This is a genomic window from Chryseobacterium elymi, from assembly GCF_003385495.1.
Lineage (GTDB): Bacteria > Bacteroidota > Bacteroidia > Flavobacteriales > Weeksellaceae > Chryseobacterium > Chryseobacterium elymi.
In genome coordinates, this window is record NZ_QNUH01000006.1 from 192038 (window position 1) to 217295 (window position 25258).

At 37.5% G+C, this 25258-nt stretch carries 23 protein-coding genes; 4 read left to right on the forward strand and 19 right to left on the reverse strand.

Features of this window, described 5'->3' with window-relative positions:
* Window positions 1–24: 24 nt before the first annotated feature.
* From DRF60_RS09115 to DRF60_RS09125, 3 genes are all read right to left on the reverse strand, one after another.
* Window positions 25–939 carry a helix-turn-helix domain-containing protein gene (locus DRF60_RS09115; protein ID WP_116011785.1) on the reverse strand — a complete coding sequence of 305 codons (915 nt, stop codon included), beginning with the start codon at window positions 937–939 and terminating at the stop codon, window positions 25–27.
* An 86-nt stretch (window positions 940–1025) separates the two neighbouring features.
* Window positions 1026–1823, reverse strand: coding sequence for an SDR family oxidoreductase (locus DRF60_RS09120; protein WP_116011786.1), 798 nt, complete (start codon window positions 1821–1823; stop codon window positions 1026–1028).
* Window positions 1824–2264: 441 nt separating this feature from the next.
* Window positions 2265–3323 carry a 3-oxoacyl-ACP synthase III family protein gene (locus DRF60_RS09125; protein ID WP_116011787.1) on the reverse strand — a complete coding sequence of 353 codons (1059 nt, stop codon included), beginning with the start codon at window positions 3321–3323 and terminating at the stop codon, window positions 2265–2267.
* 241 nt (window positions 3324–3564) lie between these two features.
* On the opposite strand from DRF60_RS09125, the gene DRF60_RS09130 reads away from it, so the two are divergent.
* Window positions 3565–6909 carry a DEAD/DEAH box helicase gene (locus tag DRF60_RS09130; RefSeq protein WP_116011788.1) on the forward strand — a complete coding sequence of 1115 codons (3345 nt, stop codon included), beginning with the start codon at window positions 3565–3567 and terminating at the stop codon, window positions 6907–6909.
* Between the two features lie 108 nt (window positions 6910–7017).
* Here the strand turns inward: DRF60_RS09130 and DRF60_RS09135 are convergent, their stop codons facing one another.
* Window positions 7018–8316, reverse strand: a complete 1299-nt coding sequence (locus tag DRF60_RS09135) for a GEVED domain-containing protein (RefSeq protein WP_116011789.1) — start codon at window positions 8314–8316, stop codon at window positions 7018–7020.
* A gap of 155 nt (window positions 8317–8471) precedes the next feature.
* On the opposite strand from DRF60_RS09135, the gene DRF60_RS21585 reads away from it, so the two are divergent.
* A complete protein-coding gene (locus DRF60_RS21585; RefSeq protein ID WP_238640136.1) occupies window positions 8472–8633 on the forward strand; it encodes a hypothetical protein in 162 nt (53 codons plus the stop codon).
* 164 nt (window positions 8634–8797) lie between these two features.
* Here DRF60_RS21585 and DRF60_RS21590 read toward each other — a convergent pair whose 3' ends face one another.
* The 5 genes from DRF60_RS21590 to DRF60_RS09160 all read right to left on the reverse strand — a co-directional run bounded on the left by DRF60_RS21590 (window position 8798) and on the right by DRF60_RS09160 (window position 11882).
* The gene (locus tag DRF60_RS21590) at window positions 8798–9016 is read right to left on the reverse strand and encodes a hypothetical protein (protein ID WP_238640138.1); all 219 of its coding nucleotides are present in this window, start codon (window positions 9014–9016) and stop codon (window positions 8798–8800) included.
* 15 nt (window positions 9017–9031) lie between these two features.
* Window positions 9032–9394 carry a VOC family protein gene (locus DRF60_RS09145; RefSeq protein WP_116011790.1) on the reverse strand — a complete coding sequence of 121 codons (363 nt, stop codon included), beginning with the start codon at window positions 9392–9394 and terminating at the stop codon, window positions 9032–9034.
* Window positions 9391–9840: a GNAT family N-acetyltransferase gene (locus DRF60_RS09150; RefSeq protein ID WP_116011791.1), complete on the reverse strand. Its 450-nt coding sequence runs from the start codon at window positions 9838–9840 to the stop codon at window positions 9391–9393. The genes DRF60_RS09145 and DRF60_RS09150 overlap by 4 nt, the downstream gene beginning before the upstream one ends.
* Window positions 9841–10095: 255 nt before the next feature.
* Window positions 10096–11148 carry a M28 family metallopeptidase gene (locus DRF60_RS09155; protein ID WP_116011792.1) on the reverse strand — a complete coding sequence of 351 codons (1053 nt, stop codon included), beginning with the start codon at window positions 11146–11148 and terminating at the stop codon, window positions 10096–10098.
* Window positions 11149–11327: 179 nt separating this feature from the next.
* Window positions 11328–11882 (reverse strand): hypothetical protein, encoded by a 555-nt coding sequence (locus tag DRF60_RS09160; RefSeq protein ID WP_116011793.1) that lies wholly within the window; start codon window positions 11880–11882, stop codon window positions 11328–11330.
* Window positions 11883–12053: 171 nt separating this feature from the next.
* Between DRF60_RS09160 and DRF60_RS09165 the strand changes: the two genes are divergently transcribed.
* The gene (locus tag DRF60_RS09165; RefSeq protein WP_116011794.1) at window positions 12054–13193 is read left to right on the forward strand and encodes an aminotransferase class I/II-fold pyridoxal phosphate-dependent enzyme; all 1140 of its coding nucleotides are present in this window, start codon (window positions 12054–12056) and stop codon (window positions 13191–13193) included.
* Between the two features lie 163 nt (window positions 13194–13356).
* Here DRF60_RS09165 and DRF60_RS09170 read toward each other — a convergent pair whose 3' ends face one another.
* The 10 genes from DRF60_RS09170 to pdhA all read right to left on the reverse strand — a co-directional run bounded on the left by DRF60_RS09170 (window position 13357) and on the right by pdhA (window position 24528).
* Window positions 13357–16092, reverse strand: coding sequence for a sodium-translocating pyrophosphatase (locus DRF60_RS09170; RefSeq protein ID WP_116011795.1), 2736 nt, complete (start codon window positions 16090–16092; stop codon window positions 13357–13359).
* 228 nt (window positions 16093–16320) lie between these two features.
* On the reverse strand, window positions 16321–16932 hold the full coding sequence (locus DRF60_RS09175; protein WP_111953138.1) for an inorganic pyrophosphatase: 612 nt from the start codon (window positions 16930–16932) through the stop codon (window positions 16321–16323).
* Window positions 16933–16948: 16 nt separating this feature from the next.
* Window positions 16949–17461: a DUF7935 family protein gene (locus DRF60_RS09180; RefSeq protein WP_116011796.1), complete on the reverse strand. Its 513-nt coding sequence runs from the start codon at window positions 17459–17461 to the stop codon at window positions 16949–16951.
* Between the two features lie 316 nt (window positions 17462–17777).
* Window positions 17778–18710 carry a phytanoyl-CoA dioxygenase family protein gene (locus DRF60_RS09190; protein WP_116011798.1) on the reverse strand — a complete coding sequence of 311 codons (933 nt, stop codon included), beginning with the start codon at window positions 18708–18710 and terminating at the stop codon, window positions 17778–17780.
* Window positions 18711–18801: 91 nt separating this feature from the next.
* The gene (locus tag DRF60_RS09195; RefSeq protein WP_116011799.1) at window positions 18802–19713 is read right to left on the reverse strand and encodes a hypothetical protein; all 912 of its coding nucleotides are present in this window, start codon (window positions 19711–19713) and stop codon (window positions 18802–18804) included.
* Entirely contained in the window at window positions 19710–20387 is a 678-nt protein-coding gene (radC, locus tag DRF60_RS09200) for a RadC family protein (RefSeq protein WP_116011800.1), read from the reverse strand. The genes DRF60_RS09195 and radC overlap by 4 nt, the downstream gene beginning before the upstream one ends.
* 38 nt (window positions 20388–20425) lie before the next feature.
* The gene (locus tag DRF60_RS09205) at window positions 20426–21004 is read right to left on the reverse strand and encodes a murein L,D-transpeptidase catalytic domain-containing protein (RefSeq protein WP_116011801.1); all 579 of its coding nucleotides are present in this window, start codon (window positions 21002–21004) and stop codon (window positions 20426–20428) included.
* A 14-nt stretch (window positions 21005–21018) separates the two neighbouring features.
* The gene (locus tag DRF60_RS09210) at window positions 21019–21687 is read right to left on the reverse strand and encodes an ABC transporter ATP-binding protein (RefSeq protein WP_116011802.1); all 669 of its coding nucleotides are present in this window, start codon (window positions 21685–21687) and stop codon (window positions 21019–21021) included.
* Between the two features lie 138 nt (window positions 21688–21825).
* Window positions 21826–23439 (reverse strand): 2-oxo acid dehydrogenase subunit E2, encoded by a 1614-nt coding sequence (locus DRF60_RS09215; protein WP_116011803.1) that lies wholly within the window; start codon window positions 23437–23439, stop codon window positions 21826–21828.
* Window positions 23440–23526: 87 nt separating this feature from the next.
* Complete coding sequence (gene pdhA, locus DRF60_RS09220; protein ID WP_116011804.1) at window positions 23527–24528, reverse strand: pyruvate dehydrogenase (acetyl-transferring) E1 component subunit alpha; 1002 nt, start codon at window positions 24526–24528, stop codon at window positions 23527–23529.
* A 124-nt stretch (window positions 24529–24652) separates the two neighbouring features.
* Here pdhA and DRF60_RS09225 point away from each other — a divergent pair, with 124 nt between their 5' ends.
* The gene (locus DRF60_RS09225; RefSeq protein ID WP_116011805.1) at window positions 24653–25255 is read left to right on the forward strand and encodes a phosphatase PAP2 family protein; all 603 of its coding nucleotides are present in this window, start codon (window positions 24653–24655) and stop codon (window positions 25253–25255) included.
* The last annotated feature ends 3 nt before the right edge of the window (window positions 25256–25258 follow it).

Here is a 25258-nt window from a genome sequence, read left to right on the forward strand (position 1 = left end):
GCTTAATGGTTAAGTAGCTATATCTCAATTAAACGATTGTCTATAGCTTAAAGGAGTTTTTTCTGTTTTCTTTTTAAACAGCTTATTAAATGACTGCGGATGTTCAAATCCTAGAGCATACGCTACTTCCGACACCGAAAAGCTCGTTGCGGTAAGATATTCCTTAGCCTTTTCGATCAGTTTTTCATGAATATGCTGTTGGGCATTTTGTCCCGTAAGATTCCGGAGCATATCACTCAGGTAATGGGGTGAAAGGTTCATCTCTGAGGCCAGGAATTCTACGGTGGGAAGTCCTTTGGTTAATGTTTCCTGCCTGTTAAAATAATTGTCCAAAATGAGCTCCATTTTAGATAGAAGATCACTGTTGACTGCTTTTCTTGTGATAAACTGTCTTTTATAAAAACGGTTGCTGTAATTCAGCAGAACCTCAATATAGGAAACAATAACATCCTGGCTGATTTCATCAATAGCTGTATTCAGCTCATTCCTGATACTATCCAGTAATCCGGTTATGGTTGTTTTTTCCTGATCAGAAAGATGTAATGCCTCATTGGTATCATAGGAAAAGAAACCGAAATTTTTGATGTTCTTTGCCAGCGGATAGGTCCGTATAAAGTCCGGATGTATCAGCAGCGTATATCCACAGTATTCAGCATCTGTATCGGTAGAAAGAATCTGTCCCGGTGCTGTAAACATCATCCCTCCTTCATTGAAATCGTAATAGCCTTGTCCGTATCCGATTTTTCCATGTTCAGAAAATTTATAGGAGATTTTATAAAAGTTCAGATGAAAGCTTCTGTTCAGGAATTCCTTATTCACAATCATTTTTGTGTTATCTACCAGGCTTACTAACGGATGTAGCGGTTTGGGAAGTTTCAGCAGGTTGTGAAGCTCCGATATGGACGAAATTTTCATAGGTGCATTATCTTTCTTTTCCATGATATAAATGTATTAAATATTTAGCTTAAAAGACAAGACAGCACAAATAATAGCTATTTATGCTGTCTGAATATTTTAAAATTATCTTAGATAAACTGTTTCCCGAACTGCTCTCTGAAGGCTTCATCTCCCAGCTCAAGACGCTGCGCATATAATGCTTTGGCATCTTCTCCTGCCACATATCTTAACTGTTTCTTCCCGTCTGTAGCTGCTTCATATACTACTTCTGCAATTTGTTCCGGTGTAGAAGCCGCTTCCATCATTCCCTCCATACTGGAAAAAAGAGAATTGGTAATTTCCTCATAAGCCGGACTTGTTGCAGAATCTAATGAACGGCTTACAAAATCCGTTTTAATGCCTCCGGGAGATACGGTTTTGATATCGATCCCGAATTTGTTTAATTCGTAAGCTAAACTCTCACTCCACCCTTCCAGAGCCCATTTTGTAGCATGATAAGTTGAGCCTAAAGGAAATGCAATCAGTCCTCCGATTGAAGTGGTGGAAATAAACATACCGCTCTTTTTTTCTCTGAAATAGGGAATAAAAGCCTGTGTTACACGGATCACACCGAGAAGATTAGTATCCAGCTGTTTTAAGATCTGTTCATCTTTTAAGGCTTCCAAAGGACCAATAAGCCCATATCCTGCATTATTGAAGACTACATCCACATTACCCAGCTTAAGAGTCTTATTAACGGTTGATTTTATCTGTTCCAGATTGGTAACATCCAAAGGAAGCAGGGTAACATTGTCTAAAGCGGCAAGCTCAGGAGCTGCTTCAGGATTTCTCATGGTTGCAATAACGTTCCAGCCTCTGCTTTGGAATAATTGGGCAGCCGCTTTTCCTAATCCTGTTGAAGCGCCTGTTATAAAAATTGTTTTCATTTTGTTCTGTATTAAATTAACAGGACAAAGATCAGTATTCGAATAAAGGCTGGAGTTGCCAAATTGGACTAACGTGTATCCAAAATGGATTTAAATAACCTGAATTCGGGATAAGAAAATTAAGATTAATGTGCTGGAAGTTGGAAGTGAGAGGCCGGAAGTTACTATTGGGCTGATAGTTTCTTAAAATTGAATTAACTAGTCTTAAAAAAATTGATAAAAACCGAGGTATCGTTATTTTCACGACCTTAATAACTTCCCTCTTCCAACTTCAGGCCTCCTTACCTTATTAAAAACAGAAATGTCTTATCCCGAACTCAGGTTAAATAGTTTTTTGAAGGAATTATCTCAAATAAATAGAAAGTCCCGGATTTTAAAATCCGGGACTTGTTTATTAAAAAGGGAAATACAGTATAAGCTGTGACTTCTCTTTAGATTATCTTAAAATTTATAGACAAATGAATTGATATTCATCCCTGCTCCTACAGAGGCAAATAGAACCACATGTCCTTCTTTTATTTCATGGGAAGGAAGTTCTCCGTTCAGGATCATCGTAAGCAACGTTGGAATGGTAGCCACACTGCTGTTCCCTAATTTATCGATCACCATAGGCATGATATTCTCAGGCATTGGCAGATCATAAAGCTGATAAAAACGTTTTACAATAGCCTCATCCATTTTCTCATTAGCCTGATGGATGATAATTTTGTCTAGCTGATCTATAGAATATCCGCTTGCATCCAAACACTTCTTCATAGCATCCGCTACATTTACCAGAGCAAACTCATAGATTTTCCTGCCTTCCATTTTGATATATTTCGTATCAGGGCAGCTTTCGTTATTGTAGGATTTACCAAAGAAAAGGTAGTCTTTTTCGTTCAGGGTATAAGAAGCCGATAAATGGGACTGTATACCCTTATCATCCTCACTAATTTCCATGACAACTGCTCCTGCACCGTCCGCATAGATCATGCTGTCTCTGTCGTGAATATCAACAACTCTGGAAAGTGTTTCTGCACCAATAACCAGGCAGCGTTTTGCAATTCCTGATCTGATGAAGGCATTAGCCTGTATCACTCCTTCTATCCAGCCCGGACATCCGAACAGAACATCATAGGCTACGCAGAAATTATTTTTGATTTTCAGAAGATGCTTTACTCTTGAAGCCAGACTTGGCACACTATCCGACTGAACGGTGCCAAAGCGGACATCACCAAAATTATGGGCAAATATGATGTAATCCAGGGTCTCCGGATCTATTTTTGAATTTTCTATTGCTCTCTGTGCTGCAATCAGCCCCAGATCTGAAGTCACCTGATCCTCAGATGCGTATCTTCTTTCTTCTATGCCGGTAATTTCCTTGAGCTTTCTGGCAATAATATCATTCGCTTCCTTTAATGACTCCCCGTTTTTATTAATAAAATGATGCTTGTCAAAAAATAAATTTGTAATTGTTTCCGGCGGAATATAATTGCCGACCCCTATAATCTTGCTTGTCATTAAAAAAAAATTATAATCTTCTTAAATTCATTTTGGTTTTTTCATGAATTCAAATATTATACAATATTAACGATAAAATATCTATTAATCGTATGATAAAATAGAATTGAATATTTATATTGGTATTCAGAGCATAAAAATAAAACGTCAGCATCCTTCGGATTGCTGTCTATCATTAGTTTTTTACTTCATCCTCAATACTTTATATTGTTGTTCTCATTTTTTGTAAATTCGCGTGCTTATGGCAGCCTATATTCTTGAAAATACAAGCATCAGTATACTTTCCGTTTATGATCTCCTGAAACATACTTCGGGCAGCGCATTCCTGGAGATCAGAGATTTTCATGATATTTATCCTACTGCTATCGAAAACAATACAGGAGTTTTTACCAAAAGATCCCCGTTAAAAGATTTCCCGGAAGTTTCCGTCAGCCAGATAGGCAGCTCCATAGTAAGCCTATGTACCTGCCAGAGTCCTAAAGACAAGCTTTGTGTGCATCAGGCAGAAATCATCCACTGTATTTTAGAAGAGAAAAAATTCAGGACTTTTTTTGATCCATTCCTTCGTAAGAAACTGTTTATTGCTAAAGCTAAAAGTTACGGCTTAGAAAATGAATCTGATCTTGATATCTATTTTGAACTTGGATACGTTAATGACAGAATCGAAGTACAGCCTAAGATCAGGGAAATGTTATCTATAGATGAGGATATTTTTAAACAGCAGCTTCTTCCCCAACGTTCTTCAATGATCGATGAACTAGCACTACAGGATAATGGAAAAAGAAAAATACTGGTTATCGGAAGGCACCGTTATTACAGCCACCTGAATTTTTCACTCATGGAAACTGAAACTACACAGACAGGGAAACTTAAAAATCCTGTCCATCCTGTTGATTCCATGCAGCTTATCTGGAAAGCTGAAGAACCACAGCATATTAAATTCTATACTGCAGTTTCAGCATTCCAGAACAATTACAATGAAGATTACAATACTGCAGAGCTGGAAGCTCTAAAACTGATCGTACAGAATCCGCTTGGGCTGGAAACTTATTATCATGACCGTGAGCTGTCCGAGACCGTTTCATCAAAATCTCTCGTTCCTATACATCTTGAAGTTCTACAGGCTGAAATACGGCTTAATGTATTCAAAAAAGAACCTTTTTATGAGGTAACAGGTGAGCTGGAATTCAATGATATTTCTATTCCTTTTAAAAACATAACAATCAGGAATGAATATTTTGTCTACAGCCGGAATACTTTCAGTTTTGTAGATGATCCTGATATGTTGAGGATAATTAAGTTTTTTAAAACCAATAATGAGATCCTGCTGGTTCATTCCTCAAAATATGAAGCATTCATGAAGAATATTCTTTCTTCCCTGGAAGAACGTATTCATATCAATTACAGCTACATACAGCCTGCAACACCAGTACAGCTTGAGGAAGAAAACCATCGGAATGAACGGATTATTTATCTTCGCCAGCAGGGAAATTATGTCGCCTTAACTCCGGTCATGAAGTATGGACAGGCAGAAGTTGCCGTTTATTCCAGAAAACAGCTTTTTGGAAATGATCAGAATGGAAATGTGTTTAAAATTGACAGAAGTGATGCGGAAGAGACCCGTTTTACTTCTCTCATTATGAAGCAGCACCCCGACTTCGAAGCACAGATGGACGGCTATGATTATTTTTATCTGCATAAAGATAAGTTCCTGGATCGGGACTGGTTTCTTGATGCTTTTGAAATATGGAGACGTGAAGGGGCGGTCATTCTTGGATTCAATGAGCTTAAAAATACTAAACTCAATTCATACAAGGCAAAGGTCAATATTCAGATTACCAGCGGACTGGACTGGTTTAATGCTAAATTGAAGGTAAGTTTCGGACAGAAGGATGCCGCGCTGAAACAGCTTCACCGTGCTATCCGCAACAGAAGTAAATTTGTACAGCTGGACGACGGCACGCTTGGAGTTCTCCCGGAAGAATGGATCAGCAGAATGAATGAATTTTTCCGGATCGGGGAAATTGATGCTGAAGATCTTAAAATTCCAAAGATCAATTTTACGGAAGTGTCTTCTTTATTTGAAAAAGATATTGTAAGCAATGAGGTACAGGAAGAGCTTTCTTCTTATTCACTTCAGTTCTCATCCGTTAAAAGTATTCCCCAAATTGATATTCCTTCAGGGTTAAACGCTGTTTTGAGAGATTATCAGCATGACGGACTGAACTGGCTGAGCTTTTTGGACAGCTTTAATTTCGGCGGATGTCTGGCTGATGATATGGGACTTGGAAAAACGCTTCAGGTGATCGCATTTATTCTTTCTCAACGGGAAAAGCGAGGCCAAGTTACTCATCTTGTGGTTGTTCCTACTTCCCTGCTCTTCAACTGGCAGGAAGAGATTAACAAATTTGCTCCTTCAATAAAGGTAATGCCTCATTATGGAGCTGAAAGACTGAAAACTACGGAACATTTTTCTGGATATGAGGTTATACTTACGAGCTACGGGATGTTGCTTTCAGATATCCGTTTTCTGAAAGACTTCCGTTTTAACTGTGTTTTCCTTGATGAATCACAGACAATTAAAAATCCTAATTCAGAAAGATACAAAGCGGCCCGCCTGCTGAATTCAAGAAACAGGTTTGTTCTTACAGGAACTCCTATTGAAAACAACACTTTCGATCTTTACAGTCAGCTTTCCTTTGCATGTCCGGGACTTTTGGGAAGCAAACAGTATTTTAAAGACATTTATGCCGTTCCCATTGATAAATTTGAATATGGTAAGCGTGCTCAGGAACTTCAGCAGAAAATAAAACCTTTTATTCTCCGCAGGACAAAAAAACAGGTTGCCAAAGAGCTTCCTGAAAAGACGGAAATGGTGATCTACTGTGAAATGGATATTGAGCAGCGTAAAATTTATGATGCTTATGAAAAAGAACTCCGTGAATTTATTGCCGCCAATGACGATGATGATCTGAATAAAAACAGCATGCATGTTCTGACAGGGCTTACCAGGCTCCGACAGATCTGTAATTCTCCTGTACTATTAAAAGAGGGATATTCCGGTGATCATGCCGTGAAAATAGAAATACTGATGGAACAGATCCAAAGTAAGTCTAGAGATCATAAAATCCTGGTATTTTCACAATTTGTAGAGATGCTGGATTTACTTAAAGCTGAACTTGAACGTAAAAAGACTCCTTTTGAATATCTTACGGGACAAACCAAAAACAGAGGCAAGACCGTTAATAATTTCCAGGAGAATGAAGAGATCCGGGTATTCCTGATCAGTTTAAAAGCGGGCGGTGTGGGACTTAATCTTACGCAGGCAGATTATATTTATCTGGTAGATCCGTGGTGGAATCCTGCAGCGGAAAACCAGGCGATCGACCGTAGTTATAGAATTGGTCAGACTAAGAATGTTATTGCAGTCCGGCTGATCTGTTCAAATACTGTGGAAGAGAAAATTTTAAGTCTTCAGAAAAAGAAAAATGAGCTGGCCCAAAATCTGCTTCAGACTGACGGAACCAGTATTCAGAAGCTGTCAAAGCATGATTTATTAGAAATACTGGAATCAAAATCATTGTAAAACCTTTTTCAACACAATATTCAGTTATACCTGACTAAAAAGAAAACCGACAGATAGAATCTGCCGGTAAAAAAACAAAAATTGATATGGATATGATTAGATAAGTGTTTATTTTTTGATGATCTTTTCGGTAATGCTTTTCTTATCTTTAGTGTAGATCCTGATCAGATAAGTTCCAGGAGTAAAGCCATTCATATTAACAACTCCGGATGTTCCTTCCAAAAGTTTCTGTCCAGATACGCTGTAAACTTCATATTTTTCAAGTCCTTTTTCTGTTTGTACCGTTACGGAACCTGATGTAGGATTCGGGTATATTTTTGCAGAGGATTTCTTTGTTACCTCCGATGTAGCCAGGTTTGATGCCAGCACATTTAAAGTATAATCTTCAACCTGGCCAATAAACCATCCTGCTGGACATGGCAGATTTTCCAAGGTTCCCATCCATGAACTGGATTCGTAAGCTTTCACAATTCTAAAGCGAGTCTCTCCCAGCATTGCATCCGCAGGAATTGCTATGGTTCCGGATGTTACCCCCGACTGTTTGCCGGGAATAGGATCAGAATTATCCAGATAGCCTAAATTAAATACTTCATTCGGATCAAAAACATTATTCTGATTAAGATCGATGTAGGCGTAAACTGAGACGGTTATCTGTCCCTGTGTTCCCCCTGTTACTGTGATCGGATATGAATTGCCTCTGTTCACGCTGAAAACCGTAGCTGTAAAGTTCTCAACTGCGTCTGAAGCCCCATCTATATGACTTTCGTTGGAAATTCCTGTAAATTCTACCTTTGTAATTTCGCTGACAGTTAGGCTCGTGACATTTTCAGCTCCACAGTATGGTGATGGGAAAACCGCATTGTTTCCTGTAATATTAACGGTATAATCCTCGGCTTGTCCTGCCCGTAAGCCGGTATCACATGCTGTACTGATGGAATTGGCTGCATTCGGGTCTGAATAGGCAGCTGTATTTGTATTTTTCAGCACTCTCAGCCTTGTAGCACCGGACACGGCATTCAAAGGAACTGTAATAGTCCCGTTTACTGTAAAAGCATTAAAAGGATTAGCTGCTGCCAGCCTGCCGATATAAAAAATTTCTCCTGCATCGTCAAAATTACCGTTCCCGTTGAAATCAACAAATACCATGACATCGCTCGGAAAAGTACCGGAAGGGCCTTTTACAGAGATCTGGTAGCTGTTTCCGGCCTGAAGATCAGCAGACATTGAAGTAAAATCCTCATAAACCTGCGCATTCCCTGATTGTGAAGTGGATGCATTGTTGATATTCTCAAAACTAACATAGGTGATCATGTTGCTGTCTGCTCCATATTGAAATGCCGGAGTACAGTACTGTGCATTCATCGTCATATAGAATACTACGGCAGAAAGAGTAGATAATTTCTTCATTTATTCTTTTATTTTGTTGAGACAAATTTATATTTATTTAGAATTAATAAAAATAACAAACAAATGACATTTGTCACCTTTTGCAGAATAATTTAGAAATCAGGATGATAAGCAACCCAAAATACTGAAAATTAGCAATATAGATAATTGATCACATGGAAATATCTGTAAATTTTACAGATATTGTGAGCAAAACTTTAAGCTCTGGAAAGCTGATCCAGCTTTTTCAACAATGCCGGTATCCGGTAAGCTCCATGCATCTGCTCTACTTTAGGCAGTATTTCATCTACATCTGCTCCCTGAGCAGTAAGAAATAATGGAGTTCTGCTTTCACCTCTTAAAACACTTCGTCTCTGGGAATCAGGTGAAGCAAAATCATTCTTTGCAATTCCAATGATTGCATATTTTCTATCTAAAGCATCATAGAGATATCCTCCAAGACCTATTTTACCATCATTATCAAGGGTAACATAACCATCTACTATAATATAATGTCTCCTTCTTTTAACTCAATTCTCTTTAATAAGCTTAAAATGCAGGGCAGTTCCCTCTTGTAGAAAGCACCACTTTCATATCCGGAAGAGACTTCTGTTTTTTCAGTATAAATATCAGACTCATTTTCTGAGGTCCAGTCTTCAAAAGCGATACATACGGTATTTGCGTGGTCCTGATAATAATAAGTATCAAAAGCATAAATCATATTTTCCTCTTTCTATTAAAAAAATTCACCGAAATGCCACAAAATCCCGGACGGATCATGTACAAAGCATTCTTTTCCCCAGTCCATTGTTCTTACAGGTGTAAGTTTTACTCTTTCATATTTTCCGGTAAGATTCAAAGTCTGAAGTTCCTTCCAGAAATCATCTGTATTTTCTACCTCCATAAAGACCATAGTATTGTCTATCCAATCTTTAGCATAGTAATCCTGAAGATAGAATCCGGTTTTCTGCCTTTTAAACAAGGATAATTTAGGTTCTAAGATCACTTCTTCAAACCCCAGGTCTTTGTAGAAACTTCTGCTTATTCCAAAATTTTCAGCCCCAATAAACGGCCTGATAGATTTTACATGCTGCATCATTGCTTTCTGTTTTTCCAGTTAGTATAAGTCATTTCAAATTTGATCTCATCTTTACCATGTGTACCCGTTTCCTGCCATCCGGATTTTCTGTAGAATGTTTCAGCCCTTGTTCCCGGTGCAGTTCCCAGCCATACATCTTCTTGGGTTTGTTTAAAATACCAGTCAAGCATAATATCATGAAGCTTCTTTCCTATTCCGAAATTTTCAAAATCAGGATGCATAAAAAGTGCCCAGATGTTATTTTCTTTCAGATCTACGATAGAAAAACCTACAATCCGGGATTCTATCTCACCAACCCAGCCTTTTCCTCTTTGAAACAGAAATTCTTCACAGTCTGCATCAGTTACCAACGAGGGATCAGAAAGCGTATTTTCATTTACAGAGTTTCGGACGATCTGGATCTGTGGAATATCTTCCGGTATGGCTTCACGAATTGCTGTTTTCATTTGATTGTTTTTATGGTATTTTTTTTAATAAAGCGGGCTAACTAAATCCCGTTCCTATTGAATACAAATTCAATAAGATTGGTCAACGCAAAGGCATCATTTTATTTCCGTGATGTTTAAAGGATGTAATGATTTTATCGGAAATAACATACTAAACACCTTCGTAAATTTCATAAAACAATTGTATTAATTTACTTTAGCACTTATTATTTAAAGCAATTTCCCTGATACCTGTGCGTTGAACCAATTAATAAGTTACTTTTTATCTACTACAATTCTTTCCGCTCTGTTGGCAATTTCCCATGCAGTGGCAAAAACCAGCTGGGTTCTTTTTTCCAGCAACGGATAATCGATTTTCTCGGGATCATCGGTTGGTTTGTGATAATCCTCATGAATACCGTCGAAGAAAAAGGCTACAGGAACATTGTTTTTAGCAAAATTATAATGGTCTGAGCGATAGTACAGCTGTTCTGGGTCTGCCGGATCATCATATTTATAATTTAATTCTAAATTATTTGTCTTTTTATTGGCCGCTTCATTGATGGCCTTAAGCTGAGAACTCAGCATTTCAGAACCAATCACATATACATACTGTTTTCCTCTGTTAGCTGCATCATCACGCCCGATCATATCAATATTAAGATCAACTACAGTATTGGCAAGCGGAAATACGGGATTGCTGGTATAGTATTCAGAGCCAAACAGGCCATGCTCTTCTCCTGTTACATGCAGGAACAGAATTGATCTTTTTGGTCCATTCCCAGCCTTCTTAGCTTCCTGAAAAGCTTTCGCAATCTGCATAACGGCTACAGTTCCGCTTCCATCATCATCGGCTCCGTTATAAACAACTCCGTTTTTAGTCCCAACATGGTCGTAATGCGCGGAAATCACTATAATTTCTTCAGGTTTCTCACTTCCTTCAATGAAAGCAAGAATATTTTCAGAGTCCGGAAGATTTCCCCCGCCTCTTTTTTTCATAAACTCGGCAGGAACCTTCTGATAATAGGACCCTAACGCTTTTGGAGGATTAATTCCTAAGCTCTTATAATAATTGATCATATACTCACCCGCTTTTTTCTGCCCCGGACTTCCGGTATCTCTTCCTCCCATTTCATCGGAAGCAATTACATATAAGTTTTTCTTTAATTCATCGGCCTTAATGGTCTTATATGCAGCAAAAAAGGATTTATCACCTTTTTCTACAGACGTGGAATGAGTGGATTGAGCTGAAGCTCCTTCAGAATATTTCGCTGTTCCGCAGCTGACCACAATAGCCAGGCTCAACATCGGGATAAGTATTTTTTCCATATGATAATAATTTGCTTAAAAATAACAAAATTTATTGAATCCGAATGCTGCACTATAATGGTCACTGCCATTGCCAATTCATCAAAATACTGCATACCAATAAAAAATCCTGACCGGTTTACAGCAGGATTATAAAATATGGTCTTTAATTAAATTAATTTGTTCTGATATTATTTTTTTTAGAGATTTTGTTCTGCATTTTCCAAAATCTCTATAAGTTCTTTAAGTTCATCTTTGCTAAACTCATTTAAACTCTGATTGTAGGGAGAAGAAGGCATTCTTATGTAGTTGATCCAACTTTTTTGCTCTTTGCTGTAAATTCCTCCAAATTCAATATTACTCATGGTCATAAACTTATATTTTGTCTCCTGATCCGGTTTTCCTTTATTTTCCTGCTCTTTCAAAATTTGAAGAGACTGGATTAGCCTGGAAAGTTCCGCTTTTTCTATGGTTAAGGTTTTTTTTGAAGCCGTATCAAAAGTTTCATACTCGTAGGTCATTCCAAGAACACTTTCTGTAGAATTATCAGACATATCCCTGGTTACTATTTTCTGAACATTTAAATTTCTGAATTTAGCCAAATCATAAATCCGTTTTTCAATAAGTGTTCCTCTTCTTGAGTTTATTTTCAAGCCACTGCTGGTGGTTAATGGATTTTTAATAATTGGAGGGGAAGTTTGTGCACTTACCAAAGCACAAAAACCAAATAATAATAAAAGAAAGTTTTTTTTCATTTGTGTTAATGTTTGTATGATTTTTTAATCATTTGTAAATATAAAAAATTTCATTACTTGTGGGACAAAATGCATTAAAACAAAACATATCAAATAAATAAAACAATATATTTTCAGGTCATAATTTAATGGATTCCTATTTTTCTTATATTTGATATAAATGCAACATAGATGGAAAAAATTTATGGATTTACACACTATTCCTTTTTCACGGAAATGTCTGAACTCGCCAGAAAGCATAATAGTTTTGACTTGTCTTTAGGGCTTCCTGATTTTGATATTGATGAACGCTTAAAGTCATTTTTAAAGGAAGCTGTAGATTGCAATAAACATCAGTATGAACCACTTGCAGGAAATCCTCTGCTCATTAACAATATCATTACTTATAACACGGCACGTAAAAACAGTATCAAACTTAAAGAAAATGAGGTAACGGTTGTCCCTTGTGCAACTTTTGCTTTACATACGGCCCTTAAATCTGTTTTAAATCAGGGAGATGAAGTAATTATCATCCAACCTTCCTATTATACCTACGGGCCTTCGGTAGTTTTAAATAATGGTGTTCCGGTTTATTATGATCTTGACAATGATTTTACTATAAACTGGGAAAAATTTCAAAAATGCATTTCCGAAAAGACAAAAGCCATTATTGTCAATTCACCACAAAATCCTACGGGAACAATCTGGAAGCAAAATGACTGGAACCAGCTTTATGAACTGATAAAGCATCAGGAAATTTATATTGTCTCGGAAGAAATTTATGATACCTATTGCTATGACGGAATCGAACATTATAGTTCTTTTCTTCATCCTGAACTGAGAAAAAGGACTTTCTGCATTTTTTCTTTTGGAAAAATGTTTCATACTTCCGGTTGGAAAGTCAGCTATTTACTTGCTTCAGAATACCTTACCTCAAAATTCAGATGTCATCAGCAATATATTTCCTATAGCGCGAATGCACCGGCTCAGTATGCTCTTGCCAAATATCTGGAAGTATTCGATCCCTGCGAAAATAAGAAAGTGATGCAGCGAAAAAGGGATATATTTAATAAAATGATTGCATTTACGCCTTTGGAAGCTACCAAAAAGGCTGAAGGAAGCGTCTTTCAGATCGTTAATTTCAGGAACGTTTCTAAAACAATGACTGATGTAGAATTCTCAAAATGGTTAACAATAGAGAAAGGAACAGCATGCCTTCCACTTTCAGCATTTTATAATTCGCAACAAAACTCCGATTATGTACGGTTCAGTTTTGCTAAAAAAGATGAATTGATCATTCAGGCTTTGGAACATCTGCAAAAGAATCTATAATATAAGCATCAATCAAATTAAAACCTGCGGTAAGATAAAATTTTCAATATTTTTTGTACCCACACAAATTTCACAGATTGGCACAAATTATTTAACTTGAAACTCTTTCATCAATAAAAAAGCACCGCTTAAAAACGGTGCTTTATATATTTAATTATTTGATTTAAAAAGCGAGAACTCTTACATCAATTCTTCGGTTTTTTGCTTTACATTCATCTGTATCATTCGCTTCACAAACAGGATGCTGAGAGCCGTAGCCTTCTGCTTCTACCCTGTCTGATGAAATTCCCAGCTCCAAAAGCTTCAGTTTTGCCGTCTGAGCTCTCAGATTAGATAATTTCTGGTTGCTTTCTTCATTGCCGGTATTGTCTGTATAGCCTCCTAATTTGATTTTTACATCAGGATAGGCATTTAAGATTTCGGCGAGGTTGTTAAGCTGAACATCTGAGCCGGCTTTCAGATCACTGGATCCGGTTTCGAAATACAGGTTTTCCAGAGTATACCAGTTATTAGGATCTATGACAGTCTGATCTTTTTGATGTACTGAATTGTACAGCTGGAACAGTCTGCTTCCTTCTCCTAAAGTGATTGTTTTTCCGCCTTTCAACTTTATTTCCTGAATATTTCCTGTCTCATAAACAAAATCTCCACTTTCATTAAGATGTCCTTTAATTTCTTTTGGAGAAGAGAGAGCGGTTTGAAGACCTGTATGTGCTGTAGCTGAAGTTGCATTATAAGCTCTTGTCAGGCTCTCCAGTTTTGCTTTTCTGTTGGCTTCAATTTTGTCTTTATGCAGTACTGCCAATGTCGGTGCAATCACTAATGAAACAATGGACATCAGCTTGATCAGAATATTCATTGATGGTCCTGAAGTATCTTTAAAAGGATCTCCTACAGTATCTCCCGTTACGGAAGCTTTATGAGGTTCAGAACCTTTATAATAGGTCTCACCGTTGATATCAACACCTTTTTCAAATGATTTTTTAGCATTATCCCAGGCGCCACCGGCATTATTCTGGAACATCCCCATCAGAACGCCACATACGGTAGCTCCGGCTAAGAATCCTCCTAAAACTTCAGGTCCGAAAATAAAGCCTATCAGCAAAGGTGAAATAATGGCAATAGCTCCCGGAAGCATCATTTTTCTGATGGATGCATCTGTTGATATGGCCACACATTTTTCATATTCGGGCTGTGCCTTTCCTTCCAGAATCCCCGGAATTTCACGAAACTGTCTTCTTACTTCTTCTACCATCGCCATCGCGGCTTGTCCTACTGCAGTAATGGCAAGTGAAGAGAATATAAATGGTATCATTCCTCCTACAAATAGCCCTGCCAGAACATCTGCCCTGTAGATATCAATTCCATCGATTCCGGCAATTCCTACGAAGGCTGCAAATAAAGCCAGCGCCGTTAATGCAGCGGAAGCAATAGCAAATCCTTTTCCTGTAGCTGCTGTGGTATTTCCTACAGCATCCAGGATGTCTGTTCTTTCACGGACTTCTTTTGGAAGCTCGCTCATTTCAGCAATTCCTCCGGCATTGTCAGCAATCGGTCCAAAAGCATCAATGGCAAGCTGCATGGCAGTAGTGGCCATCATTCCGGCTGCTGCAATCGCCACTCCGTAAAGTCCTGCACATAAATAAGAACCGTAAATTCCTCCTGCCAATACAAGGATCGGAAGTAATGTAGATTCCATTCCTACTGCCAAACCTCCGATAATGTTCGTTGCATGACCTGTAGAAGACTGTCTTACAATACTGGAAACTGGTCTTTTACCCATCGCCGTGTAATATTCTGTGATGATACTCATCAAAGTTCCTACGACAAGTCCTACCATTATAGCTCCGAAAACGCCCATTTTAGTAAACTCATGCTCTCTGAGCATCATTTTTTCAGGAAGAAGGTAAGTTACCAGAAAATAAGAAGAGATCGCCGTAATTACGATACTTCCCCAGTTTCCCAGATTCAGGGCATTCTGAACGCTGGAAGTGGATGAACCTTCATTATCATTGATTCTTACAAACAAAGTCCCTATCATAGAGAAAATGATCCCTGTCCCGGCAATCAGCATGGGAAGAAGAATAGGTGCAAATCCTCCGAAAGCATCATCAGACATTGTTTCTCTACCTAAAACCATTGTTGCCAGTACCGTTGCTACATAAGATCCGAAAAGGTCGGCTCCCATCCCTGCCACATCTCCTACATTGTCACCTACGTTATCGGCAATAGTAGCAGGATTTCTGGGATCATCTTCAGGAATTCCAGCTTCCACTTTTCCTACAAGGTCGGCCCCAACGTCTGCAGCTTTAGTATAAATACCACCACCCACTCTTGCAAAAAGAGCAATAGACTCTGCACCCAGAGAAAATCCTGTAAGAATCTCAATTGTTCTTTCCATTTCATGGGAATCTACTGCTGCATCAGGAGCGAAAATCTGTTTAATGATCAGAAAAAGAGCACCTAAGCCCAGAACTGCCAGTCCGGCCACTCCCATCCCCATAACAGAACCTCCTGTAAAGGAAACTTTCAGGGCTTTGGAAAGTGAAGTTCTTGCTGCTTCTGCTGTTCTTACATTGGCTTTTGTTGCGATCTTCATTCCGATAAATCCTGCCAATGCGGAAAATATGGCTCCTACGGCAAAAGCAACTCCAATGCTCCAGTGGGAATTGGAATTACTTGATCCCATTACAGCGAGTAATATTGCCACTACAACTACAAAATAGGTTAAAATCTTGTACTCGGCCTTTAGAAAAGCCATTGCACCGTCAGCGATATGTCCGCTGATTATTTTCATTTTTTCATTCCCGGCATTCTGCTTACTTACCCAGTTACTCTGCAGGAAAGTATACAATAAGGCGACAACGCCGAAAACCGGAATTAAATAGAACAAATCCATAGTTTATTATTTTAATATTAATAAATAGTAATTAGTTTTATAAATATAATAAAAAATCCATTGTTTTATTAAGCCTTGCCCAATAATATATTTTTTCATAAATTTAAACAACATTACCAGGTATAATATGTATCAAGTATTAATTTACTTAATAAAAAATACTTATTACAAATAAAAAGGCAGATGAAAATTCACCTGCCTTTATTTATGTTTTTGGAACGCTGTTTCTTAGCCCCCGAATTTTTCTGCATAGTCTTTTTGAGAAGCTTTGATCACTTTTTTAGCGTGTTCAGCTCCATATACCTCATGAATTCTACATTTTGCAGGCTCATCCGGTAAGTTCTTATAGGTTAAGAAATAGTGCATCAATCTTTTCACTTCTGCTTCCGGAAGTTCAGAAATATCTCTGAAATGTCCAAAAGCATGGTCACCTATCATTACAGCAACAATTTTATCATCTGCTTCCCCTCCATCGATCATTTTGAATCCACCAATTGGAATAGCTTCCATTAATAGTCCTCCTGAATGGATGTTGTGAGAGCTTAATACACAGATATCAAGCGGATCATGATCACCTTCTGTCACATCATCAGCGCCAGCTTCTACAGCCAGCTTCATTACTTCATTATGGCAGTATGTTCTTGGAACAAATCCGTATAAAGCGGGAATAATATTAGAAAATTTCTGAGGTCTGTCTACCTTTAAAAATCCTGTTTCTTTATCTACTTCATATTTAATAGTATCTGAAGGAACGATTTCCACGAATACGTTTACAACATTTGGCGCATCTTCTCCTGCAGAAACCCCATGCCATGGATGTGCTTTAAAATTTGGAATCATTATTTATCTGTTATTTTTAAGTTATAATTAAAATTTCTCTTCTAAGGTCTTCTATGGTAACAGCAATATAGTCATCCCCTTCCATATAGTTCATGATAAAAATGGTTTTGAACTCTTCAAGATCTGCATTTCCATTCAGTCCATTATACGTTTTATGAAGTAAATCGATCAAAGCATTTTTGGAATCCACGATATTCTTCCATGAGCTTTTCGTAATATACAGCTGTTGTGAAGAATTGTACTCAAACTCTTCATTGATAGTCTTTTCAGTAAGGAAAATAAACTCATGTACTGCCAAACCCTTATCAAATTTTTGGACGATATTTGATGGTTTTATTCTTTCCAAAAAGAGGGTCATCCTTTCATAGGAATGTGCCTTATTTTCAGCGTTTGATTTCACGGAAAGAAGCCTGATCTCCTGATTTTTAAGTGTAATGTATGAGTGTACAAATTGTCTCAGCAAAACCAAAAAAGGAATTGCGATAATCAATGCAAAAGCATATGGTAAATATCCTGAAAAACTAGCCATAATTTTAGACCGCAAAATTACTAATTATTTTCCGGCTTCTAAAGAGTTTTTAAATATATCACTCTTAGAATTCTGAATATAGATGAGAGATAGAATAATGAACAGATAAAAACCTATCATCATTCTGTTTGGCCAGGCTCGGAAAAACCAGGTATATTAGAAAAACAGCTCCAAAAAAATAAGCAATGAACCCAGTTTTTTTAGTGTTAAAAAGAAAATTATTGGCCTGAATAACAACGATAAACAATACAAGCAATGGGAATATGGTCGGTTAAAGTCCAGCATTATTGTTTTCTTAGAAGTTCTTTCCTGTAAATTACAGTTCAAACAGTGCAGGTCTTTGCGTTACTTCATGATAGCATACACTGTTTTCATCAAAAAAGTGATATACAAGGCTTTTCCTGGTTTTGTTTTTGTCTTTATGTGGCTCTCCACCATGGAGGATATTGGCATGCCATATTAACATATCCCCCTTTTTTGCTTTAAATATTTCCTTTTCCAGGCCTAATTCTTTGACTTTGGATTCCAAAAACTCTTCATAAGCCCGGTAGCTTTTTTTACCTATTTTAAATGTATTACCTTCATTCTCATAATCAGAATTAAGAAAATAAGGAAGTTTATGACTTTTGGGAATATAGTGCAATGCACCATTTGTTTCATCAACATCTTCCAATGCGATCCATACCCCGAGAAGTCCGCCTAGAGGATAAGTCGTCATATGAATACTGTCTGAATGTGTTTTCTGCTGGCTGCCACTAATAAAGTTGATGCTCTGAAAAAGCTTGGCCTTACCATCTAAAAGGACAGACAGGAAATCCAGAAGATTCTTATTGCTTCCAATATTTTTAATGATCTCGGAATGATGGATGGCAAACATTAGCTTTCCACCGTAAATAAATTTCAGGGTGCCGTTTTCCATCAGTTTCTCAATTTCACTATTGATTTTATCGGCATCATCTGCAGTAATGAAATTTTTTACAACCATATATCCGTTTTCATCATACTGAAGGGCACTTTCCTTATTCTCAGCATTGAGCTCTTTGAAAAACGCAGTGTCAACAAGCTTATCCTGATCTATCCTTCTTTCTGAAGCCGGAAGATGCGCAAAATCAGCACTGGAAATGCTGGAAAAATAGTTTTTTTTGAGACCATATTTTTTATACAACGGGATATTATGCTTTAATTTCTTCTTATTAAAAAAATTATAAATAATATAGGGCAGTTTATAATAACGGATCTGCTTTAGCATGATTGGATTATTAGGATAAATACTTTATAAAGGTACGGAATAATATTTAATTAAAACCATTCTAAATAACATAATGGGTATGATATTCATGTTAAGAAAATTGCCCTCTCATTAGAAATCGGGCAAAATCCTTGATCAATGTTTTTTTTGAATTCTCTATGACTGCATAGTGTTTTAATTCTGGTCTGAAACCTCTGAAAAACTCTTCAATGCTCGGAAGATTCCCCCCTTCAAAATCAAAAATAGAATTTTCTATATTTTCTTTAATTACGTGATCAATAAGCGTAGATGCCCCGGCCATTTTGATATATTTTTTATCATTAAAGGTACCTAAAAGAGCAATGGTATCGTAATCTGAATAAATGGCTATCATGTTAGTGATCTCATGATGATAGTAAAAAGCCAGAAATTTTAAATGTTGGGATGAATGAAATGCCTTAAGCGTTTTCAGTAAAGTATCTGTATCATCTTCTTTATCCAGCCCTATCACATTATTTTTTATAAAAATCTCTGCTTCTTTGTAATGTATTTCCTTAAGTTCAGAATTTCCGGCCACTTCATCATCCAGTCTCAGTTTCCTTTTTCTTTTGGGTGAATATTTAGCAAATACTCTAGTATAATCATCAGGGTATAAAAGAAAGTTCTTTTTTGTCTTTAATTTTGAATCAAAGCTGTTGGTTTCATTAAAATGATAAGCCCTTACCAGGTAGCTCTTCCGGAGAAAATACAGGAATTTTTCATTGATTTTCTTATCATCTTTATCTGAAAAGACTCCAAGTTGCTGGCATATCAAAGGATTATGCACAATTTTAATGCCTTTTTTGAGGATAAAAGGAACAGGCATTACAGCCTCATAATCATTATACACCAAAACATCCCATTGCTTGCCTGTTGTTACATCTAAAAAACTTTTTGATGCTGAATACTTCCTCTGTTCTGACTTTTCCAGACAGCCTTCATATTTTTTAAAATCAATCTCGTTATATTTCAGTCTTCTAATCATAATAATCCTTCATCTGAGAAACTAAGGTAGCCATCCTGCGTAACAATGATATGGTCTAAAAGCTGTATGCTTAATGTTTTCCCTGCCTCATATATTTTTTGGGTAATGCTGATATCCTCTTTACTGGGTTTCAGGCTCCCCGAAGGATGGTTGTGTGCAATAATAATACCTGTTGAAAAATGATCCAGGGCTGTTTTAAACAAAATCCTCACATCTACGATTGACTGACTTATACCGCCTTGTGTCAGCTGTGAGATGTGAATTACCTTATTACTCTGGTTCAGGAAGATAGCCCAGAATTCTTCAGTCCTTAAATCTGACAACTGGTTTTTAAGAATAAAATATGCATCATCACTATTTGAAATCACGGCTTTCTCAGGTATTTCCTGGACAGCTCTTCTTTTTCCTATTTCCAATGCGGCTATGATAGAAACGGCTTTTACTTCTCCGATTCCTTTGAATTTCATGAGCTCTTTATTGGAAAGAAGGCTCAACTGATGCCAGCTGTTGTTTACTGACGAGAGAATTTTTCTTGCTAACTCCAATGCACTCTCGTCCTTACTTCCGCTTCCCATAATGATCGCCAGAAGTTCAGAATCGGAAAGCGAACTTTTTCCTTTCAGCAAAAATTTTTCTCTGGGCCTGTCGTCTTCGGCAAGGAATTTTATGGTCATTTGTGTGTTATAAAGTTATAAATAAGGGAATTTTGAATTTAATAAAATGCATACATAATTACCGGATTTTTTGACTGGTCAAGATATTTTGCGGTCTGTGTAAATGCACTGGCAGAGAGCATGGGGCATCCTAAGCTCAAACAGGCGGGAGCAGAGGATTCCTGATCCGGAATGCATCCAAAAGAATGCAGTACTATTGCCCTTTGCATCGCATTGCTGTTATCAGTATCCAGACCATTTAGCCTGTAAGCTTTTCCAAATTTCCCGCTATAGCTGTTCAGGATTTCATACTTCCCCAGTGAAGATTGGTAGGATCCTTCTGTATTGCTGAATTTCAAAATATCTGAATTCTTAATAACCGAACCTGAGCCATGTGAAACAATTGCTTTCTGCAATATTTTATCGTTTTTCAGGTCATAAACAAAGTAACGGTACTTCCCGGAATGAACCTTAAAATTAATAAAAACTGCAATATCCTGATTGTAGCTTTTTCCTTTTATAAAACTCTTAATATCCAAAACCTTTGCTTCCGGGAGAACGCCGGAAGTATTGTTTTCCTGAGACTCAGCTTTGGAGCAGGAAATCATAAAAAGGAACAGGAATATAAATTTTTTCATTAAGGTAAAAGTTTTTACTCGATGATCATTCCATCTTTCATGACTAGCTTTCGGTCTGTGATTTCGGCAAGGTTTGGGTTGTGGGTTACGATAACAAAAGTCTGATTGTATTTATCCCTAAGATCAAAAAATAACCTGTGAAGATCATCTGCATTTTTTGAATCCAGGTTTCCTGTAGGTTCATCCGCAAAAATAATCTTGGGAGAATTGATCAGGGCTCTTGCCACAGCTACCCTTTGTGCCTCTCCACCGGATAATTGGTTGGGCTTATGATGCAGTCTCTGTTCTATTTTAAGGTCTTCAAATAAAGCATATGCTTTTTCTAAAGCCTCTTTTTCATTGGCTCCGCCAATTTTTGTCGGAAGCAGAACATTTTCTAAAGCAGTAAATTCTGGAAGAAGCTGATGAAACTGAAAGACAAAACCGATATTCTGGTTTCTGAATTTGGAAAGCTGCTTATCATTCATATTAATGAAAGACTCACCTGCAATGCTGATTTCAGTATTGTATTTATTGGAATTGCTGGGATGATCCAGCGTTCCCAAGATCTGAAGCAACGTAGACTTTCCTGCTCCGGATTCGCCTACAATAGAAACCACTTCACCTGTTTTAATGTGAATATCAACTCCTTTCAGTACTTCTAAATTTCCATAAAATTTATGGATATTACTTGCTTTAATCATGATTCAAAAATAGTGATTTCTCTAAACAAAAATATAATTAATTAAAATTTTTATAGAATGTATAGTACAGATATTTTAATTAATTAAAACAAAAAAACCTCTCAAAGCGAGAGGTTTTAATATGTACAATCTGAACTGTTACAGTAACAGGGTTAAAGGACTTTCCAGATATGTTTTTAAAGTCTGTAGGAACTGGGCTCCTGTAGCACCGTCTACCACTCTGTGGTCACATGCTAATGAAAGCTTCATAATATTTCCTACCACGATCTGACCGTCTTTTACGATCGGTTTTTCGATGATCGCTCCTACTGAAAGGATGGCAGAATTCGGCTGGTTAATGATACTTGTAAAGGTCTCGATTCCGAACATACCCAGGTTGGAGATGGAGAATGTAGAACCTTCCATTTCATTAGCTTTAAGGCCTTTGCTTTTAGCTCTTGAAGCCATGTCTTTTACTGCTGCAGAGATCTGAGTGTAGTTCATCTGATCTGTATTTTTAAGTACAGGAACCACTAATCCGTCAGGAATAGCCACTGCTACCCCCACATTGATATTTCCTCTGTGGATCACCTTATCTCCTGCCCAGCTTGAGTTCACCTGAGGGTGCTTTATAAGAGCTACAGCAGTTGCCTTAATGATCATATCGTTGAAAGAGATTTTAGTATCCGGTAAAGAATTGATTTCTTTTCTGGCCTCAATGGCTTTATCCATATTGATCTCCACCATCAGATAATAATGAGGGGCAGAGAATTTACTTTCAGCAAGACGTTTTGCAATAATATTTCTTACCTGAGAGTTTGGAGTCTCCGTATCTTCACCCTGAACGAAGCTCAATGCAACCTGAGCCGCTGCAGGAGCAGAAGCCGCCGGTTGAGCCTGAGTCTGGGAAGGCTGATAGTTTTCAATGTCTTTTTTAACAATTCTTCCGTTTTCTCCTGAACCGTTAACACTGTTGATGTCAACACCTTTCTCCTGAGCCATTTTCTTAGCCAAAGGGGAAATTGCTACCCTGTCTGATGATGATGAACTTGCTGCCGGAGCTGCTTTTTCTTCTGTCTTTGCTTCAGTTTTCTGTTCAGCAGGTTTTTCGGAGGACTGGGCAGCTGCTTTTGGAGCACCTACAGAAGAAACATCCGTTCCTTCCGGCCCGATGATCGCCAATACTGAATCTACCGGAGCAGCACCGCCTTCTTCTACGCCCTGCTTCAATAATACCCCGTTGAATTCAGATTCAAAATCCTGAACAGCTTTATCTGTTTCGATCTCAGCAAGAAGATCTCCTTCTTTTACTGTATCACCAACATTTTTATGCCATTTCGCCACTTTACCTTCCGTCATAGTATCGGAAAGTCTTGGCATCGTAATAATTTCCACACCGGCAGGAACTTCTGCAGTAGTCTGCTCAATGCTGGTACCGTTATTTTCTGTTTTTGATTCTTCTTCAGTCTTCTTCTCTTCAGAACCACCTGTAGCGGGAGCAGCAGCTCCGCCAGCCAATCCTGAAATATCCTCACCTTCATTCCCAATAATCGCTAAAACAGAATCTACAGCAGCAGCAGCGCCTTCCTCTACACCAATATATAAAAGAGTTCCTTCTATTTCAGATTCGAAATCCTGAACAGCTTTATCTGTTTCAATTTCGGCTAAAATATCTCCTTCTTTTACTTTATCTCCTACTTTTTTATGCCATTTCGCCACTTTACCTTCCGTCATAGTATCCGAAAGGCGGGGCATCGTAATTACTTCTGCCATAATTTATTGTATTATTTTTTTAATATGATGATTAATAATAGAAACAGTGATTTTTCACATCATCTATCATTGGATCAGCAAATTATTTTAGTTTTCTAATTTATCTAAGAATGGATAGTCTTCCTGAGCATAAACATATTCATAGACCTTATCCGGATCCGGATATGGAGAATTTTCCATGAATTCGATACATTCTTCTACAAAATCTCTGGATTTATTATCGATGGTTTCTAATTCTGCTTCAGTAGCCCAACCATTTTCCAAAATTCTGTGTTTAACCAATTCCATAGGGTCATCATTTTTGTGAATCGCTACTTCTTCTTTGCTTCTGTAAGGCTCGGCATCAGACATTGAGTGTCCTCTGTAACGGTAAGTTCTGGCTTCAATGAAAGTAGGCCCATCTCCTCTTCTTGCTCTTTCAATGGCTTCGTAAGCTGCTTCAGCCACTTTCTCAGGATCCATTGCATCTACGGCAAGGCAAGGCATTTCATATCCTAAACCTAATTTATAGATATCTTCGTGGTTGGCTGTTCTTTTTACAGAAGTTCCCATTGCGTACTGGTTATTTTCCACTACAAATACTACAGGAAGCTTCCAGTTCATCGCCATATTGAATGTTTCATGAAGCGATCCCTGTCTTGCAGCACCGTCTCCGAAGAAGCAGATGTTTACAGCTTTTCTGTCAAAATATTTATCTGCAAAAGCAATTCCGGCTCCCAAAGGAATCTGTCCGCCCACAATACCGTGTCCGCCATAAAAACGGTGCTCTTTACTGAAAATGTGCATAGAACCACCCATACCTCCGGACGTTCCGGTAGCTTTACCACAAAGTTCAGCCATAATTCTCTTCGGATCTACTCCCATCGCCATTGGATGGATGTGGCATCTGTAAGCAGTAATCATACTGTCCTTCGTTAAGTCCATTGCATGCGTGAAGCCGGCAGGAATAGCCTCCTGACCGTTATACAAATGTAAAAAACCTCTGATCTTTTGTTTTAGATAAAGAGAACGGCATTTGTCTTCAAACCTTCTCCACATAGTCATATCTTCATACCACTTCAGGTATACCTCTTTAGAAAATTCTTTCATGTGCTAGCTCTTGCTTTTTTATGATGAATATTTGAGCAAAATTATAAAAAAAACTTTGTTTTTATCGTATACATACTAATTGTTTTTTTGCTTATAGTGTTATATTTGATTTTTAAACTTGAACATGGAAGAAAAACAGCCTTCACCAGTACATAAAATGTCAAAAATCATCTCAGATTTTTTCAATCCGCTAATTTCTTTATTTATTTTTTTCGTTTATATGAGTATAAAGGAATATTCACTCGAAGATTCTCTTCTTTATTTTGTTCCTATATTATTAATGATTATTGCACCGGTTGTGATCTGGCTGGTTTGGAATGTAAAAACCGGAAGATATACGAATATGGACGTTTCGAACCGTATTCAAAGGAAAACACTCTATATTTTTATTGCGGCCTGCGTGGTCATTTATCTTATTTTCAATTATGTAAGAAACGGGTATATTGATCTCGTCATGCTGTTTGTCCTGATCCTTGTTTTCACTATGCAGATCAGTAACTTCTTTATTAAAAGCTCGATGCACACAGCTTTTAATGTATTTGTTGCTGCATTATTTTTCACATTGGATTGGCAAGCCGGACTGGTATGGCTGGGAATTGCTGTTTTAGTGGGAATTACGAGAATTATTTTAAAAAGACATACGGTAAAAGAAGTATTTATGGGTGCCGGAATAGCATTTGTGGTATCTTTTATTTATCTTTATTGCAATATACAATTTCAACATTAAGAA